This is a genomic window from Longimicrobium sp. (genome assembly GCF_036387355.1).
Lineage (GTDB): Bacteria > Gemmatimonadota > Gemmatimonadetes > Longimicrobiales > Longimicrobiaceae > Longimicrobium.
In genome coordinates this window covers 1-17,312 of the sequence record NZ_DASVTX010000040.1, presented here as the reverse complement: position 1 = coordinate 17,312, position 17,312 = coordinate 1, and the positions used below count along the sequence as shown (strand labels likewise).

15 protein-coding genes are annotated in these 17,312 nt (G+C 69.9%); all 15 read left to right on the top strand.

The window, feature by feature from the left end; genetic code table 11:
* Positions 1 to 279 precede the first annotated feature (279 nt).
* A complete protein-coding gene (gene era, locus VF665_RS01970; protein ID WP_331051722.1) occupies positions 280 to 1,248 on the top strand; it encodes a GTPase Era in 969 nt (322 codons plus the stop codon).
* Positions 1,245 to 1,433 carry a Trm112 family protein gene (locus VF665_RS01965; protein WP_331051721.1) on the top strand — a complete coding sequence of 63 codons (189 nt, stop codon included), beginning with the start codon at positions 1,245 to 1,247 and terminating at the stop codon, positions 1,431 to 1,433. Before era ends, VF665_RS01965 begins: the two co-directional genes overlap by 4 nt.
* A gap of 72 nt (positions 1,434 to 1,505) precedes the next feature.
* Entirely contained in the window at positions 1,506 to 2,465 is a 960-nt protein-coding gene (locus VF665_RS01960; RefSeq protein ID WP_331051720.1) for a GGDEF domain-containing protein, read from the top strand.
* A 30-nt stretch (positions 2,466 to 2,495) separates the two neighbouring features.
* Entirely contained in the window at positions 2,496 to 3,191 is a 696-nt protein-coding gene (locus tag VF665_RS01955; RefSeq protein WP_331051719.1) for a zinc-ribbon domain-containing protein, read from the top strand.
* Positions 3,192 to 3,437: 246 nt separating this feature from the next.
* The gene (locus VF665_RS01950; protein ID WP_331051718.1) at positions 3,438 to 4,412 is read left to right on the top strand and encodes a hypothetical protein; all 975 of its coding nucleotides are present in this window, start codon (positions 3,438 to 3,440) and stop codon (positions 4,410 to 4,412) included.
* Positions 4,413 to 4,553: 141 nt separating this feature from the next.
* A protein-coding gene (prfB, locus tag VF665_RS01945) for a peptide chain release factor 2 (protein WP_333783620.1) occupies positions 4,554 to 5,667 on the top strand; the annotation gives its coding sequence in 2 pieces (ribosomal slippage) (positions 4,554 to 4,610 and positions 4,612 to 5,667; 1,113 coding nt in all).
* On the top strand, positions 5,660 to 7,216 hold the full coding sequence (lysS, locus tag VF665_RS01940) for a lysine--tRNA ligase (RefSeq protein WP_331051716.1): 1,557 nt from the start codon (positions 5,660 to 5,662) through the stop codon (positions 7,214 to 7,216). Before prfB ends, lysS begins: the two co-directional genes overlap by 8 nt.
* The gene (locus tag VF665_RS01935) at positions 7,213 to 8,451 is read left to right on the top strand and encodes an ABC transporter permease (protein ID WP_331051715.1); all 1,239 of its coding nucleotides are present in this window, start codon (positions 7,213 to 7,215) and stop codon (positions 8,449 to 8,451) included. The genes lysS and VF665_RS01935 overlap by 4 nt, the downstream gene beginning before the upstream one ends.
* Positions 8,444 to 9,199, top strand: a complete 756-nt coding sequence (locus VF665_RS01930) for an ABC transporter ATP-binding protein (protein WP_331051714.1) — start codon at positions 8,444 to 8,446, stop codon at positions 9,197 to 9,199. The genes VF665_RS01935 and VF665_RS01930 overlap by 8 nt, the downstream gene beginning before the upstream one ends.
* Complete coding sequence (locus tag VF665_RS01925; protein ID WP_331051713.1) at positions 9,189 to 9,692, top strand: UvrB/UvrC motif-containing protein; 504 nt, start codon at positions 9,189 to 9,191, stop codon at positions 9,690 to 9,692. Before VF665_RS01930 ends, VF665_RS01925 begins: the two co-directional genes overlap by 11 nt.
* A gap of 1 nt (position 9,693) precedes the next feature.
* Positions 9,694 to 10,791, top strand: coding sequence for a protein arginine kinase (locus VF665_RS01920; protein WP_331051712.1), 1,098 nt, complete (start codon positions 9,694 to 9,696; stop codon positions 10,789 to 10,791).
* A 66-nt stretch (positions 10,792 to 10,857) separates the two neighbouring features.
* The gene (locus VF665_RS01915) at positions 10,858 to 13,344 is read left to right on the top strand and encodes an ATP-dependent Clp protease ATP-binding subunit (RefSeq protein ID WP_331051711.1); all 2,487 of its coding nucleotides are present in this window, start codon (positions 10,858 to 10,860) and stop codon (positions 13,342 to 13,344) included.
* 10 nt (positions 13,345 to 13,354) lie between these two features.
* Positions 13,355 to 15,799: an outer membrane protein assembly factor BamA gene (bamA, locus tag VF665_RS01910; RefSeq protein WP_331051710.1), complete on the top strand. Its 2,445-nt coding sequence runs from the start codon at positions 13,355 to 13,357 to the stop codon at positions 15,797 to 15,799.
* Between the two features lie 27 nt (positions 15,800 to 15,826).
* Positions 15,827 to 16,381, top strand: a complete 555-nt coding sequence (locus tag VF665_RS01905) for an OmpH family outer membrane protein (RefSeq protein WP_331051709.1) — start codon at positions 15,827 to 15,829, stop codon at positions 16,379 to 16,381.
* A 477-nt stretch (positions 16,382 to 16,858) separates the two neighbouring features.
* The coding region (locus VF665_RS01900; protein ID WP_331051708.1) for an LpxD N-terminal domain-containing protein at positions 16,859 to 17,312 on the top strand (454 nt) is incomplete at its 3' end.

The window sequence follows — 17,312 nt, the reverse complement described above, 5'->3', positions numbered from 1 at the left end:
TAGACCGGCGGCGGCGCAAGACTCTCCGTTGTCACGCTACGCAGTGCCTGGTGCCCAGTGCCCATTGCCCGGTGCCCAGGGCCCAGTGCCCGGTGCCCAGTGCAGTTCCTCCGTGACCTCCGTGCACCTCCGCGACCTCCGTGGGAGACGCGGTTGGCGGACTCTGCCCGGCACGACTGTAGCGTCACGCGCCGCACCCGCGACGCGTTCCGCGGCGGCGGCGCGGATTTCATTGCGATTTGCCTTGCGGGCAACGCTTGGCGGGGAATAGATTCGCGCATGGATCCCGTTCAGCCCCACCCCGACGCCGTCCCGCGCGACGACGACGACGCGGCCGCCGCCTCGCCCGTAGACACGCGGGCGGGCTACGTGGCCCTGGTCGGCTATCCCAACGCCGGCAAGTCGTCGCTCATGAACCGGCTGGTGGAGCAGAAGCTCAGCATCGTCACGCCGCTGGCCCAGACCACGCGCGAACGGGTGCTGGGCATCGACTCGCGCGACGGCGTGCAGATGGTGTTCATCGACACGCCCGGGCTGGTGGAGCCGCGCTACCTGCTGCACCGCGCCATGCTGTACGCGGCCACCGAGGTCATCGACGACGCCGACGTGGTGCTGCTGCTGGTGGACGCCGCCGCGGGCATGCCCGAGTTCTCCCCCGACGTGCTGCAGCTGCTCACGCGCGCCACGTCGCTGCTGGTCATCAGCAACAAGACGGACCTGGCGCGGCCGGCACAGCTGGAAACGGTGCGCGCCTGGTCGCGCGAGCGGTTCCAGGTGGACCCGTGGGAGGTCTCGGCGCTCACGGGCGCGGGCGTGGACGAGCTGCGGGCGGAGATCGCGCGGCGGCTGCCGGAGTCGCCCTTTCTGTTTCCGGAAGACGACATCTCGTCCCAGCCGGTGCGCTTCTTCGTTTCCGAGTTCGTGCGCGAGGCCGCGTTCGAGCTGTTCGAAAAGGAAGTGCCGTACAGCATCGCCGTAAAGGTGGACGAGTTTCGCGAGAACGCGTCGCCGCTGTACATCCGTGCGACCATCTACGTGGAACGCCCCACGCAGAAGGCCATCATCATCGGGCAGGGCGGGGCGGCCATCAAGCGCCTGGGCTCGTCGGCGCGCGTGAAGATCGAGGAGTTCGTGGGCGGGCCGGTGTACCTGGACCTGTGGGTCAAGGTGGTGCCGCGCTGGCGCAAGGACCCGCTTCAGCTGCAGCGCTTCGGCTTTTCGCTGCCCCATCCGGAGAAGAACGCGTGATTGAACCGTGGCTGCTGGACCTGCTCGTCTGCCCCAGGTGCAAGGGAGACCTGCGGTACGACAGGGAGCCGGAATCGCTGGTGTGCGAGCGCGACCGCCTGCGGTACGAGGTTCGCGAAGGCATCCCCATTCTGCTCATCGACGAGGCCCGTCCCCTGGACGCGGCCGCGGGCGCCCCGGCCTGACCGGAGTTTGACAGCCCCGGCCGCCGCCGGATAGAATCCCCGCCGTTTTTCGGCCCACCCCGCTCCCGTCGAATGCCCCAGCGCCTTCTTCTGCACTACTCGCCGCACGGCCGCGCCGCGCCCCAGACCGTCCGCGACTTCGCGGACGAGCGGGGGCTGCCGCTCGCCGACGCGGCCAGCGCCGAGGACGTGCTGGAGCGCGTCGGCCGCGCCTATCCCGCGGCCCTCGTGCTCGATGGCTCGCCGGACGCCGGGGCCGTGCTGGAGCTCTGCCGCCACCTGAAGGGCGAGGCGTTCACCTCGGTGGTTCCCCTGATCGTGTACGTGGCGGACGGGGGCGGCGCGGACGACGCGGCGGCGCTGGCGCTGGAGGCGGGCGCGGACGAGGTGCTGGCCGACGGCCTATCGCAGCGCGAGTGCGAGCTGCGCCTGCGCCTGGCCCTGCGCCGCGCCGAGCGCGACGTGAGCGTGCACCCCACCACGCTGCTCCCCGGCACCGTGCAGATCGAGCGCGACATCGCCGAGCGGCTGCGCGCGGGCTCCCGGTTCGCGGTATGCTACTGCGACCTGGACCATTTCAAGGAATTCAACGACCGGTACGGCTACAACAACGGCGACCGGGTCATCCTCATCCTGTCGCGCATTCTTCGCGACGTGGTGCGGGCGTACTCGCCCACCGCGTTCGTGGGCCACATCGGCGGCGACGACTTCATCTTCAACGCCCCGCTGGAGCACTTCCGGCAGTGCTGTGAAGACGTGATCAGCGTGTTCAGCGAGCTTATTCCGCTGCACTACGCCGAAGAGGACCAGGCGCGCGGCTTCTTTCGCGGCAAGGACCGCCGCGGCGAGGAGTACGAGGTGCCGCTGATGACGCTTTCCATCGGCGTGGTGACCAACGAGCACCGCACCTTTGTGCACACGGCGCAGATCAGCGAACTGGCGACGGAGATGAAGGCGTACGCCAAGACCTTTTCGGGCTCCATCTACGTGGTGGACCGGCGGCACAATGATGCGCCGCCGCCGCTGGACTGACGGGACCCTGACCATTCCGCGAACAAGGCCATGAACGCCCAGTGCACGCACTGCAGCACCGTTTTTCGCGTGGACCCCGCCAAGGTTCCGGCCGGCGGCGTTCGCGTCCGCTGTTCCATCTGCCGCGGAGTGTTTGAGGTCGCGGGCGCCGGCGCGCCCGCCGCGCCGGCGCTCTCCAGCACCGAGGCCCCGGCCGCCGCGGCGGCGACGGCCACCGCCCCGGCGCCCGCAGCCCCCGCGCCCGCCCTTCCCGCGGACGCGCCGACCGTCACCACCCACGCGCCCATCGTCACCACGCCGGTCCCGGCCGAGGCACCCGCGGAAGCGCCGGCCCCCGCGCCGACTCCCGCGCCGGCGCCTGCTCCGGCACCCGCGCCTGCTCCGGCTACTGCGCCGACGCCGGCTCCCGCGCCGACGCCCGCTCCGGCCCCTTCGCCTGCACCGGCGGCTCCCACGCGCTCCGGCGGGTTCGGGTTCGGCCAGTCCGATCCGGGCGCCAAGGCGCGGCGCCTGGCCCGCGCGCTGATCTCCGACATCGTGATGTACTATCCGGAGCGCCGCGACAAGGCGCTCGCGGACGGCTCGCTCAAGCGCGAGTTCATGGAGGAGATCAAGAAGAGCTGGGAGGAGTACGTGGGGCAGGTGGGAACGGACGCGGCGCGCAGCACGCCGCACTTCCGCGACGCGCTGAACGAGATCCTGGCCAAGGGGCAGGCGATCTTCTGATCGCGCGGGCGGCGGCCCTGAAAGCCGGTCCGTCGTCATCCCCCGCAGGGTCCCCGAGACTCCTCCCGCCGTCGGGGGGAGTCTCTGTCCATCCGCCACCCCGCCGTGATGTTCGAATGTGAGTACTGCGGCTCCCGCTACCCGCGGGCGCCCGGGGAGTGCCGACGGTGCGGCGCGTCACGGATGCGGCGGATTCCGGATCCCGCGCCCGATCCGCCGCCCCCGCCTCCCGCCGCACCGTCCCCCGTGCCTGCTCCGGCCCTCGCAGCGCCGGAGCCGGACGAGCGGCGATGGACGCCGGCCACCGTGGCGGTCATCGTGGTGCTCGTCATCATCGCCATGTGCCAGGCGGACGGGGAGCGTGCGCGGCCGGTCTTCTGCCCCGGCAGCCCCTGGGTGCTGCAGGGCGACTTCCGGCCCGCCTGGGTGCTGGTGTACGCCACCGACTCCACGCGGGTGCGCAGCGGGCCGGCTCCGGACGACTCCGTCCTGCTCCGCCCGGTGCCGGGGAGCGAACTGCGCGTCCGCGTCGTGAACGAGTGGACGCGCGTGGTGGGCGGGGACGGGGAGTTCGGGGGCTGGATCGCCACGCGAACGCTGCGGGACGCGCCGTACACGCGAATGGAACTGCGTGCGCTGTCGCGGGCGCACCGGCAGGCGCTGCGGCGCGAGTTGATGGACGAAATGCGTGCGGACTCCGGCGCATCCGGCGTGCGCCTGCACCCCAGCGACGCCCCGGACCTGCGGCGCCTGTACGCGGCGCGAAAGGACGCCGCGCAGCCCTTGGCGGATTCCGCGCAGCGGGCCGCCTTCGCGGGCGCGCCCTTCGCCCTGTACGCGGACGTGGAAGAGCGCGCGGATTCCGTGCGGCTGGTGCTGGTGGCCGCCACCCGCTCCCCGCGCCCCCTGACGTGGACGCAGGTCGCCATGCTCCCGGTCCATCCCGCGGAGCGGGATTCCGCCTGGGAAGCACGCGGGCGGCTGCCGGTGGGGTTCTCGCATTCCGCCGGGGCGGGGCAGTCGGAGCACGTCCGCTTTCTGGCGCTCCCGGCGGATTCGCTGGAGCGCATGCGCGCGTGGCGGCTGGTACGGTCGGACAGCGTGCAGATGCGCATGCACGAGCCGGAGTGCGCCTCCGCGTACCTGGTGACGCGGGCCGACCGGGAACGCCTGCGCCGCGCCCTGCGGCTGTACGAGCTCAGCTCCGCAGAGCGCCTGTGACCGGGTGGACGGAGGCGCGCGGGACGGGCGTACGGCCCCGTACTTTCCAGCACTTCCCGGAACGGATACATTCCCGCGGGCGTACAACGAATGGGGCCGCTCTCCCGGGCGGCCCTTGTCGTTGCCACTAACCGAATGACGATGAGCAACAATCTTCGCGCCGACCTGGAAACGTACCGCAACCGGCTCGATGAGCTGGGGAGGTTTCTTTGACCTGGCTGCCCTGCAGGAGAAGCTGAGGCAGCTGGAAGCCCGCATGGCCGACCCGTCGTTCTGGAACGACGGCGAAAAGGCTCGCGACGTGATCGCCGAAACCAATCGCGTCAAGGGATGGGTGGAGCCGTGGGAAACCATGTCGGGGAAGGTGACCGACCTGGGCGACATGCTGGACCTGCTGGAGGTGGACCATGACGAAGACATGGCCGCCGAGGTGCAGCGCGAAGTGGAAAGCCTGGGCCCCGCGCTGGAAGACCTGGAGCTCAAGAACATGCTCCAGGGCCCGGACGACCACCGCGACGCCCTGGTGACCATTCACCCCGGCGCCGGCGGCACCGAAAGCCAGGACTGGGCGCAGATGCTCCTGCGCATGTACACCCGCTTCGGCGAGCGCAACGGCTTCGACGTCGAGCTGCTGGACCTGCAGGAAGGCGAAGAGGCCGGCATCAAGGACGCCACCCTGGAGATCCGCGGGCAGTACGCGTACGGCTTTCTCAAGGCCGAGCGCGGCGTGCACCGGCTCGTCCGCATTTCGCCCTTCGACAGCGCGGCCCGGCGCCACACCTCGTTCGTCTCCGTGTTCGTCTACCCGTCGGTGGACGACACCATCGAGATCGACGTGCGCGAAGAAGACATTGAGATGGACGTGTACCGCGCCTCCGGCGCCGGCGGCCAGCACGTCAACAAGACGTCGTCGGCCGTGCGCCTGCGCCACCTTCCGTCCGGCATCGTGGTGGCCTGCCAGCAGGAGCGCTCGCAGCACAAGAACCGCGCGACGGCCATGAAGATGCTCAAGGCCGCGCTGTACCAGCGCGCGCTGGAGGAGCAGGAGAAGGAAAAGGCGAAGCTGGAGAACACCAAGACCGACATCGCCTTCGGCAGCCAGATCCGCTCGTACGTGTTTCAGCCGTACACCATGGTGAACGACCACCGCACGGAGCTCAAGGTGCCCGACGTCCAGAAGGTGATGGACGGCGACCTGCAGCCCTTCATTCACGCCTACCTGCGGCAGTACGGGGCCGTGCACACCGATGAGTGACGAGGCGCCGCAGGCGGCCGAGGCGCTCACCGACGAGCGCGTCGTCGCCGACCGCGTGGCCAAGCTGGCGCGCCTGCGCGAGGCGGGGGTGGAGCCGTACGCCTACTCGTACGCGCCCACGCACTCCGCCGCGGAAGCGCTGGCCGCCTTTGCCGCGCACGAGGAGGCGCACGGCGGGGACGAGATGGGTGAGCCCGTGCGCATCGCCGGCCGCCTGGTTTCGCGCCGCGTGATGGGCAAGAGCACCTTCGGCCACCTGGCGGACCGCACGGGCAGGATCCAGCTCTATCTGCGCGTCAACGACCTGGGCGACGCGTACGGCCTGCTGGACCTGGTGGACCTGGGCGACTGGATCGGCGCGGAGGGCGTGCTGTTCCGCACGCGGACGGGCGAAGTGTCCCTCCGCGTTTCGGCGTTCCAGCTGCTCAGCAAGGCGCTCCGCCCCCTGCCGCTGGGCAAGGAAGAGGTGGACGCCGAGACGGGGGAGCGCCGGGTGTACAGCGGCTTTACCGACGTGGAGGCGCGCTACCGCCAGCGGTACGCGGACCTGGCCGTCAACCCGGAAGTGCGCGACACCTTCGTGCTGCGGGCGAAGGTCGTCCGCGCGCTGCGGCGCTTTCTGGACGACCGCGGCTTTGTGGAGGTGGAAACGCCGGTGCTGCAGCCACTGTACGGCGGCGCGCTGGCCCGGCCATTCACCACGCACCACAACGCGCTCGACATGCAGCTCTACCTGCGCATCGCGGTGGAGCTGTACCTCAAGCGGCTCATCGTGGGCGGCATGGAGCGGGTGTACGAGATCGGCAGGAACTTCCGCAACGAGGGGCTCAGCCGGTTTCACAACCCCGAGTTCACCATGCTGGAGTTCTACGCCGCGTACATGGACTACGAGGACGTCATGCGGCTCACCGAAGAGCTGCTGGTGCATGTGGTGGACGACGTCCTGGGCGGCGGGCCCGTGCGCTTCGGCGAGCACGAGATCCGCTTTCAGGCGCCGTTCGCGCGCTACACCATGTACGAGGCCATCCGCGAGTTCGGCGGGGTGGACGTGCCGTCGCTTTCGGACGATGAACTGCGCGCGGCCGTCCTGGCCATCCCCGAGCTGAAGGACCGCGCCAGCGTGGCTTCCATGGGCCGCGGCAAGCTGGTGGACGAACTGTTCGGCGCCTACGTGGAGCCGCGGATGATCCAGCCCACCTTCATCACCGACTACCCGCGCGAAATGTCGCCGCTGGCCAAGCCCAAGCGGGGCGACCCGGCGCTCACGGAGCGGTTCGAGTTGATGGTGGCGGGCAAGGAACTGCTGAACGCCTACAGCGAGCTGAACGACCCCATCGACCAGCGCGAGCGCTTCGAGTCGCAGGCGCGGCTTGCGCTGGCGGGGGATGACGAGACGCAGCCGCTGGACGAGGACTTTCTGCGCGCGCTGGAGTACGGGATGCCGCCCACCGGCGGCTTCGGGATGGGGATCGACCGGCTGCTGATGATCCTGTCGGGCAACGCGTCCATCCGCGACGTGATCCTGTTCCCCACCATGAGGCCCGAATGAGGCTGGAGTGGCGCATCTCGCGCCGCTACCTGGCCTCGCGCCGGGGAACGCGGTTCCTGTCTCTGATCACCCTCATCGCCATCGGTGGCGTGTCCGTGGGGGTGATGGCGCTCATCATCGTCACCGCGGTGATGAACGGGCTGCAGGGCGAGCTGCGGCGCGGCATCCTGGGCGTCAATCCGCACATCTTCGTCCTTACCTACGGCGAGGGGATGCGGATGCTGGACTGGCGCACGCCGCTGGATTCCGTCCGCAGGATGGAGGGGGTGGAGGCCGCGGGGCCGTTCATTCAGACGGAGATCGGGCTGCGCAACCGCGCGGGCTACTCCGAGGGCGCGGTGCTGCGCGGCATTGAGACGGAGGGGCCCGCGTCGCGGTCCACGGACATCCCGTCCATCCTGCGCCGGGCGGGGATCAGCCTGGGGCCCACGCGCTCCGGCCTTCCGCCGCTGGCCGCGGGGCAGGGGCTGGCCAGCCACCTGGGATTGATTCCGGGCGACACGGTGACGGTGGTGTCGTTCACCAACATCCGCATGACCCCCATGGGCCCGTCGCCCAAGATGGAGTACTTCGAGTTCGTGGGCGGATTCCGCACGGGAATGTTCGAGTACGACAGCAAGTTCTCGTACACCTCGCGCGAGGCCGCGCAGGAGCTGTCGGGGCTGGGCGAGGCGGTGAGCGGGCTGGAGGTGCGGCTGCGCGACCCCGAGAACGCCGCGCCGGCGGGCAACCGCATCGAGCGCGCGCTGGGGCTGCCGTACCGCACGGACAACTGGATGGACATGAACGCGTCGCTGTTCAACGCGCTCAAGCTGGAAAAGCTGGCCCTGGGGCTCATTCTGCTGCTCATCGTCATCGTCGCCGCCTTCAACATCGTCTCCACCCTGGTGATGGTGGTGACCGACAAGACGCGCGAGATCGGCATCCTGAAGAGCATGGGGATGACGTCGCGCCGCATCCTGCACCTGTTCATGATGCAGGGGCTGGTGATCGGCATGGTGGGCGCGCTGATCGGCGGGGCGGGCGGCGTGCTGGTGTCGTGGGTCACGGACCACTTCAAGCTGATCCGCATTCCCGGCGAGGTGTACTTCGTGAGCTACCTGCCGGTCAAGGTGGATCCGTGGGACCTGGCGGGCATCCTGTTCTGCACGGTGGTGATCTCCTTTCTGGCCACGGTGTATCCCGCATGGCAGGCCGCGCGCCTGGACCCGGTGGAGGCGATCCGCCATGAGTAGCATCGACCGCACGGGCCCGCCGGCGCTGGCCGCGCACGGGGTCACCAAGGCGTACGTGGGCGGCGACGGCACCCCCATCCGCGTGCTGGACGGGGTGGACCTGGAGGTGCACGCCGGGGAGATGGTGTCCGTCATCGGCGCCTCGGGGAGCGGCAAGAGCACCCTGCTGCAGGTGATCGGCGCGCTGGACCGCCCGGATGCGGGCGACGTGTCCATCGGCGGCGAGCGCATCGCGGGGATGAAGGACGAGGCGCTGGCGCGGCTGCGCGGCCGGACGGTGGGGTTCGTCTTTCAGTTCCACCACCTGCTGCGCGAGTTCAGCGCGCTGGAAAACGTGATGATGCCGCAGCTGGTGGCCGGGGTGGGCGACCGCGCCGCGCGCGACCGCGCCCGCGAGCTGTTGGACCTCGTCGGCCTGTCGGGTCGGGTGGAGCACAAGCCGGCGCAGCTTTCCGGCGGCGAGCAGCAGCGGGTTGCCGTGGCCCGGGCGCTGGCCAACCGGCCGCTGGCGCTGCTGGCCGACGAGCCCAGCGGCAACCTGGACCCCGACACGAGCGAGCGGCTGCACGAGCACCTCTTTCGCGTCTGCCGCGAGGAGCGCGCGGCCATGGTGCTGGTGACGCACGACCTTTCCCTTGCCGCGCGCGCGGACCGCGTTCTGCGGCTGCACGGGGGACAGCTGGTGGACGCCCGCGCCGCCCTGGAGGGCGGGGCGGGGGAACAGGGAGGACTGCGGGATGCTGTGTGAAAACTGCGGCAAGAACGAGGCGGCCATCCACCTCACCCAGATTCAGAACAACGAGATGACCACGCGCCACCTCTGCGAGGTGTGCGCCGAAACCATGGGCCTTTCCTCTGGCGGCGCGGGCCCCTCGGCCCCGCTGGCGGACTTCATCGCCCAGATGGGCAAGGCCATCGCCTCCGAGACGGTCGCCACGGCGGGCACCTGCCCCAGCTGCGGCCTCACCCTGGCGGACTTCAAGAAGACGGGGCGGCTGGGGTGCGCCCGCTGCTACTCCGTGTTCGATACCTCGCTGCGCGGGCTGCTGCGCAAGCTGCACGGCGGCACCCAGCACAGCGGCAAGGTCTATCTTCCCAAGGACCCGACGGAAACGGACCGCACGGCGCGGCTGGTGAGCCTGCGCCGCGGGCTGGGGCGCGCCGTGGACAGCGAGGACTTTGAGCGGGCGGCCGCGCTGCGCGACCAGATCCGCCGCCTGGAAGCCGGACAGGAGGCCTGAGATGAGGGAACGCTTTCTGGACGGCGACACCGACGCCGGGCTGGCCTGGCTGCGCGCGGACGGGCCGCACAGCGACATCGTGCTCAGCACGCGCATCCGGCTGGCGCGCAACCTTCAGAACTTTCGCTTCGGCACCCGCGCGGACGCCGACGACCGCGGCGAGGTGCTGCGCCTCACCCTGGCCGCGGCGGACGCGGCGCCCTCGCTGCAGGCCGGCCGCAACGTCACCGTGAGCCAGCTGGACGAGCGCGAGCGGCAGCTGCTGGTGGAGCGCCACCTGGTGAGCCGCGAACTGGTGGGCGGCGAAGGGCACGTGGCGCCCACGCACACCGCGCTCGTCCTCGCGCCCGGCGAGGCGCTGAGCGTGATGGTGAACGAAGAAGACCACCTGCGCCTGCAGAACATCGTGGGCGGCTTTCGCCTGCGCGACGCCTGGCGCGACGTGGAGCGGCTGGACGACGAGCTGGGGCAGCGCGTCCCCTACGCCTTTCACCCCGAGTTCGGCTACCTGACGTCCTGTCCGACGAACGTGGGGACGGGGCTGCGCGCCTCGGTGCTCATGCACCTGCCCGGGCTGGTGCTCACGCAGGAGATCGCCAAGGTGCTGCAGGGGATCAGCCAGGTGGGGCTCACCTTTCGCGGGCTCTACGGCGAGGGGAGCGACGTGGTGGGCAACTTCTTCCAGATCAGCAACCAGACCACGCTGGGCAAGACGGAAGAGGACCTGATCGACCACCTGCAGCGCATCGTGCAGCAGGTGGTGCAGTACGAGACGCAGGCCCGCGCCGTGCTGCTGCGCGACGCCCCCACCGTGATCGAGGACAAGGTGTGGCGCGCATACGGGTTGCTGCGCCACGCGCGGTCCACTTCGTTCGAGGAGGTGATGAACCTGCTGAGCGGCGTGCGGCTGGGCGTGGGGCTGAAACTAATCGAGAACGTTCGTGTACAGACCCTCAACCGGATCATGATCTTCGCCCAGTCCGCGCACCTGGAGCGCGCGGGCGAAGCATCGGTCCCCCAGGCCGACCCGGACGTGCGCCGCGCGGCGTTCGTTCGCGGTGTCCTGGCTGCTGAAGAATCTGGCGCGGCGAATGCGTAGCCCGGCCCCCTGGCCGAGTGCTTTGATTGACGAACGTGGTCCCGCCCGAACCAAGGTCCTGCTGACATGAACTACAACTTCACCGACCGCGTGCGGAAGGTCCTGGCAATGGCCCGCGAGGAGGCCATTCGCCTGCAGCACGACTACGTCGGGACCGAGCACATCCTCCTGGGGCTCATCCGCGAGGGCGAGGGCGTCGCCGCGGCCGTGCTGAACAACCTGAACGTCGACCTGGAGCAGGTGCAGGAAAAGGTCGAGGAGTCGGTTCGGCGCGGCAAGGCCACCATTGCCCTGGGCGAGCTGCCGTACACGTCGCGCGCCAAGAAGGTACTGGAGTTCGCCATGGCCGAGGCCCGCGAGCTCAACCACTCGTACGTGGGCACCGAGCACCTGCTGCTGGGGCTGCTGCGCGAAGAGAAGGGGATCGCCGCCGAGGTGCTCACGCAGCTGGGCGTGAGCCTGGAGGACGCGCGCCGCGAAACGCTCAAGCTGCTGGGGAGCGAGCCCAACGCCGCGCCCTCCACGGGCACCCCCGCCGCGGCCGCCGGCACCGGCGCCACGCCCAAGGGCGAAAAGAAGAGCAAGACGCCCGCGCTGGACCACTTCTGCCGCGACCTGACCGAGCTGGCGCGCCAGGGCGACCTGGACCCCACCATCGGCCGCGCGGAAGAGATCGAGCGGGTGATGGAGATTCTGTCGCGCCGCAAGAAGAACAACCCAGTGCTCATCGGCGAGCCCGGGGTGGGCAAGACGGCCATCGTGGAGGGGCTGGCCCAGCTGATCGCGGAGGGCAAGTGCCCCGACAGCCTGCGCGACTACCGCGTGCTGTCGCTGGACATGGCCGCCGTCATCGCCGGCACCAAGTACCGCGGCCAGTTCGAGGAGCGGCTCAAGGCTGTGATGAACGAGATCAGCCAGAACAAGAGCATCATCCTGTTCATCGACGAGCTGCACACCCTGGTGGGCGCGGGCGCGGCCGAAGGCGCCATCGACGCCAGCAACATGCTCAAGCCGGCGCTGGCCCGCGGCGAGCTGCAGTGCGTGGGCGCGTCGACGCTGAACGAGTACCGCAAGTACATTGAAAAGGACGGCGCCCTGGAGCGCCGCTTCCAGACGGTGAACGTGGATCCGCCCAGCATCGACGAGGCCATCCAGATCGTCACCGGGCTGCGCGGGCACTACGAGGACCACCACCGCATCCGCATCACCGACGAGGTGATCGAGGCGGCCGTCAAGCTGTCGGAGCGCTACATCACCGACCGGTTCCTGCCCGACAAGGCCATCGACGTGATCGACGAGGCCGGGGCCCGGGCGCGCCTGCAGACGCAGGTGCCGCCGCCGGACGTGGAAGAGCTCAAGAAGCAGCTGGAGGAAGTGGCCGGCAAGAAGGACGGCGCCATTCGCGACCAGGACTTCGAGCGCGCCGCCGAGCTGCGCGACTACGAGCGCGAACTGCAGAAGCGCATTCAGGACCGCGAAAAGAGCTGGGAAGAGGAGCGCAAGACCAACCGCCCCGCGCTGAGCGAGGAGGACGTGGCGTTCATCGTCAGCCGCTGGACCGGCATTCCGGTTACGCGCCTGAAGCAGGCCGAGACGGCCCGCCTGGTGAACATGGAAGGGGAGCTGCACGAGCGCATCGTGGGGCAGGACCGCGCGGTGCAGATCATTTCGCGGGCCATCCGCCGCAGCCGGGCGGGGCTCAAGGACCCCAACCGCCCCATCGGCTCGTTCATCTTTGCCGGGCCCACGGGCGTGGGCAAGACGGAGCTGGCCCGCGGGCTGGCCGAGTTCCTGTTCGCCGACCGCAACGCGCTCATCCGCGTGGACATGTCGGAGTACATGGAGAAGTTCTCGGTGTCGCGGCTGATCGGCGCGCCTCCGGGGTACGTGGGGTACGAGGACAGCGGCACCCTTACCAAGGCCGTGCGGCGCAAGCCGTACTCGGTGGTGCTGCTGGACGAGATCGAAAAGGCGCACCCGGACGTGTTCAACCTGCTGCTGCAGGTGCTGGATGAAGGTCACCTGACCGACAACTACGGCCGCGTGATCGACTTCAAGAACACGGTGGTGATCATGACCTCCAACCTGGGCGCCCGCGACATCGGCAAGGGCCCGGGGCTGGGCTTTCATGCCCCGAGCCAGCAGTCGCAGTACGACCGCATGGAGGAAAAGGTCAAGGAGGAGATCGAGCGCGCGTTCAACCCGGAGTTCATCAACCGGCTGGACGACGTGATCGTGTTCCACCCGCTGACCCGCGAGCAGATCGGTTCCATCATCCACAACCTGCTCAAGGACGTGGAGAACCGGCTGAAGGAGGAAGAGCTCTCGCTGAAGCTGACCGACGAGGCCGTGGACTTCATGGTGGAGCACGGCTACGACGAAAAGTTCGGCGCGCGCCCCCTGCGGCGGGCCATTCAGCGGTACCTGGAGGATCCGCTGTCGGAAAAGATCCTCACGTCGGAGTACAGCCCGGGCGACGAGATCGAGGTGTCGGTCGCCGAAGATCGCCAGAAACTGGCCTTCCGGGTTCCGTCGAAAACCCAGACCGTGTAACAGAATCCAGGTGTTTCACTCCATTCGGGGACGGGCCGCCGCGGCGGCCCTCCTCCTTTTCGCCTCCGGCGCGCTCGCTCCGCGCGCCGCCCCCGCACAAACGGCCCCCGCCGCGCCCCCTCCGGGCTTCGTGGTGGACACGGTGGTGGTGCGCGGCTCGCAACGCATCGCCGAAGAGGCGGTGCGCTCCACGCTGGGCCTGCGCCCGGGCGCCACGGTGACCGCGCCCGTGGTGCAGGACGCCATCCGCCGCCTGATGTCGTCGGGGAACTACGAGTCGGTGCAGGTTTCCGTCCGCAACCCCGACGCGGGGCACGGGCCCTTGGTGGTGGACGTGCGCGAGCGGCCGCTGCTGGCCGAGGTGCGCTTCGAGGGGCTGCGCAGCATTGCCGGCACCACGGTGCGCGACTCCGCCGGGCTGCGTGAGAACACTCCGCTGGAGCCGCAGCGCGTGGCCACGGCCATCAAGCTGATCCGCGACCTGCTGGCCAAGAAGGGGGTGCAGGTGCTGGCGGTGGACACGGCGACCCAGCCGGTGCCCACCGGCGGCGTGCGCCTGACCTTTACCGTGCGCGAAGGCAACCGCCTGGCCATCAGCGACATCGACTTCACGGGCAACCAGGCGTTCGGCGACGACGTGCTCAAGGGCGCGCTGAGCACGCGGGAAGAAGGCTTCCTGTGGTTCCGCACCGGCAAGTTTGACCGGGCGACCTTTGACGAGGACCTGCGCACCCACCTGCCGCAGTTCTACGGCTCGCACGGCTACATCGACTTCGCCGTGGTGCGCGACACGCTGGTGGTGGATCCCTCCACCGGCAAGGCGCGGCTGACCATCGAGGTGTCCGAGGGGCCGCAGTACCGCCTGGGCGAGTTCAACGTGGAGGGCAACTCACGCTTTCCCACGGAGATCCTGGCCGAGCAGTTCACCACGCAGCGCCGTTCGGTGCTGGGCCTGCCTTTTGGCAGCCAGCACGAGCGCGAAGCGGGCGAGGTGTTTGACCAGGGCGCGCTGAACGCGGCGGCCACGGCCATCGAGCAGCAGTACCGCAACGAGGGCTACCTGTACGCGCAGGTGATCCCCTCCGTGCAGCGCATGCCGGGCGCCGCCGGGCAGCCCCCGCGGGTGAACGTGTCGCTGGCCGTCTCGGAGCAGCAGCCGTTCTACATCCGCCGGGTGGCGTTCGCCGGGAACACCAACACGCACGAGTCGGTGATCCGCGACCGCCTGTGGGTGGTGCCGGGCGACGTGTACAGCGAAGCGCGGGTGATGCAGAGCTACCAGGCCATCAGCGGCCTGGGCTTCTTTGAAACCCCCATGCCGGTGCCCGACATCGTTCCCAACCCCGAGACGGGGACGGTGGACATCACCTTCCACGTCAAGGAGAAGCAGACGGGGAGCGTGAACTTCGGCACGGTGTTCGGCGGGTCGCCGTACAGCGGCAACAGCGGGCGCTTCGCCGGTTTCCTGGGCTTTCAGGAGCCCAACCTGTTCGGCCAGGGCAAGCAGGCCAACGTGCGCGCCGAGGTGGGCTACGGCCGCAGCACGCTGGAACTGAGCTACAGCGACCCATCCATCAACGGCGGGCGCAACTCGGGGAGCGTGTCGGTGTTCCGCTCCGGCGACCGGTACGCGCGCTTCGGCAATGGGCGCCGCACCCGCACGGGCGCCTCGCTGCAGTTCGGCTTCCCGGTTCCGGGATCGCAGCGCACGCGGGCGTTCCTGGGCTACTCGCTCTCGCGCACGGCGTACGAGACGGACGACGAAGAGGCGTGCAACGGCTCCAACAGCCTGTTCTGCCTTCCGGACGCCACGGCCAGCACGCTGTCGCTGTCGGTGGCGCGCGACACCAAGAACCACCCGCTCTTTCCCACGGCGGGCACGCGGCAGTCGGTGCAGCTGGAGCAGACGGGCGGGCCGCTGGGCGGCAGCGCCAACTTCCAGAAGCTGTTTACGCAGGCGGAGTGGTGGGTGCCGGTGGGCCGGCTGGGCAGCTCGCCCCGCGCGCCGACCATGGCGCTGGGGCTGAACGGGCGGGCGGGCGCCATCTTTGGCGACGCGGGTCCGCTGCCGTTCGAGCGCTTCTACGTGGGCGGCGTGCAGTTCGGGCAGCCGCTGCGCGGGTACCAGGAGAGCAGCATCGGGCCGCGCGGCTACAGCCTGCAGTGCAACCGCAGCCTGGAGCTCAACTGCCTCGGCGACGCCTTCTTCACCGTGACGGGCGAGTACGCGCTGCGGCTCACGGACGCGCTTTCGGTGTCGGCCTTTGGCGACGCGGGCAACGTGTTCGGCTCGGTGGGCGAGTTCAACCCCACCTCGCGGCTGTACCGCGGCGCGGGCGTGGGCGTTACGCTGGTGACCCCGTTCCTGGGCGCCATCGGCATCGACGCGGCGTACGGATTCGACCGCCCGGACCCGGGCTGGGAGATTCACTTCAAGCTGGGCAACTCCTTCTAACCCCCGAGATTCGGGAGAGCATCTGAAATGAAGCGGATTCTGTCGTTTGCCTTCGCGGGCGCCCTGGCCCTGGCCGCCATGGCGGCTCCGGCCCATGCGCAGCTCAAGATGGGCTACATCAACTCGCAGCGGGTGCTGGCCGAGACTCCGGCGTTCGCCGAGGTGCGGGCCACGCTGGAGCGCGAGTTCGCCACGCAGCGCGCGGAGATCGACTCGCTGGAGGCCCGCCTGGGCCGCGCCGACGCGGAACTGCGGTCTCAGACCACGCTGACCGACGCGGTGCGCCAGCAGCGGCAGCAGGCGCTGCAGCAGCAGTTTGCGCAGTACCAGCAGCGCGCGCAGCAGATTCAGCAGCAGGTGCAGACGCGCGAGCAGGCGCTGGTGCGGCCGGTGATGGAGCGCATTCGCGGCGTGCTGGAGGAAGTGCGCGCGGCGGGCGGGTTCAGCTTCATCATGGATCCGCCGGAGGGCGTGATCGTGGCGGTGGATCCGGCGCTGGACGTGACGGACCAGGTGGTGCGCCGCCTGGGCGGCACGCCGGCGGCCCCCGGGGCTGCCCCGGCCGGCCCGCGCCGCCCGTAAGCCTTCCGCCCGACGGAATTTGCCGGGCGCCCCGCGCCCCGCTAGCTTCGATGCCCGCGACATGGTTTGTCGCGGGCATCGTGCGTTAGGGGAAGTGCCCAGGGGCAAGTGCCCAGTGCCCAGAGGGATGGGCATTCGCGCGGGGTGCAGAACGAAAGTACGAAAGTACGGAAGTACGAAAGTACGGAAGTACGAAAGGGGCCGGGCACTTGGCACTGAGCACTTGGCACTTCGCACTTTCTTCCCGGCGTGAGGGATTCGCGCCCGCCGGGCCGAGAGCCCGGAGTGCAGGGGCAACAGCAGTACCGTTGCCCCGGAACGGAGGGGGCTCGGCGCCGTTAGGCACAGTTGTATCGTGCCTTACGGCGCGCGAAGCCCGACCCGGAGCGCAGCGGAGGGGCACGCCCACAAACGCAGTTCCCAACGGGTTCGGCACCGATGTCAAACGAACCCGCTGCATCACATGAACGGAAGCACATGGCGGAGTTGACGGCGGCGGACGTGGCGCGTGTGTCCGAGGGCGACCTGGAAGGCGACGGCGCCCTCCTGCTGCGCGGGGTGGCCCCGCTGGAAGAAGCCGGGCCCGAACACCTGTCGTTCGTTGCCGAAGCGAGATACCACCCGTACATTCAGGCCTCCCGGGCGGGCGCCGTGCTCGTGGCGCGCGACGCCCGCGTGCAGCTTCCCGCCGGGATGAGCGCGGTGCGGGTGGACGACCCGCGCCGCGCCCTCGCGCGCCTGCTGCCGCTGTTCTACCCCGAGCCGCCCGCAGCCCCCGGCGTGCACCCCACGGCGGTGCTGGGCGCGGGCGTCTCCGTCGCCGCTTCCGCCACCGTGGGGCCGTACGCGGTGCTGGGCGACGGCACGCGCGTCGGCGAGCGGGCGCGGATCGGCGCGCAGACGGTGGTGGGGCGCGGGTGCGAGATCGGCG